1 protein-coding gene is annotated in these 480 nt (G+C 37.5%); it reads left to right on the top strand.

The window, feature by feature from the left end; translation table 11 throughout:
• Nucleotides 1-480 (top strand): alpha/beta fold hydrolase (locus AB671_RS22395; protein WP_157444290.1); only part of this gene is annotated, 480 nt, incomplete at both ends.

The following is a 480-nucleotide window of genomic DNA, read 5'->3' as shown; positions in this document are numbered from 1 at the left end:
CAAGTAATGATGATCAGAAATCTCCCGAATTTTACGCACATCAGCTTCATGAATTATTAGAAAAAACAGGCGAAAAACCACCTTATATTTTAGTAGGTCACTCAATGGGTGGACCTTACAGCAGAATATTCAGAGATCTTTATCCAAACGAAGTGGCAGGAATCGTTTTCATAGATTCTAGTCACCCAGAACAATGGAAGCGATTGGCTCAAAAAGAATTGGTTCCAAAAGGACAGGCAAAACTTCTAAAAGTAGGATCTGTACTTGCAGACTTAGGTCTGGTAGGTATTTATAATAAAACACTCAGTAAGGCAGTGCATGAAGGTGATGGTTTACCCAAAGAAATATATGAGCGTGCAAGATTACTAACTTCTAATTCTGGAGATGTTTACCGTATGTTTTTAAGAGAGAATAAATTGACCAATCAAGTACTGATGCGAGCAGGTAGGGCAAAAAAATTAGATTCTTTACCTGTCTTGG

The organism is Chryseobacterium sp. BGARF1 (assembly GCF_001677955.1).
Taxonomy (GTDB): Bacteria; Bacteroidota; Bacteroidia; order Flavobacteriales; family Weeksellaceae; genus Chryseobacterium.
Note: the sequence above shows the minus strand (reverse complement) of the source record. Positions and strands in the feature narration are given on the sequence as shown.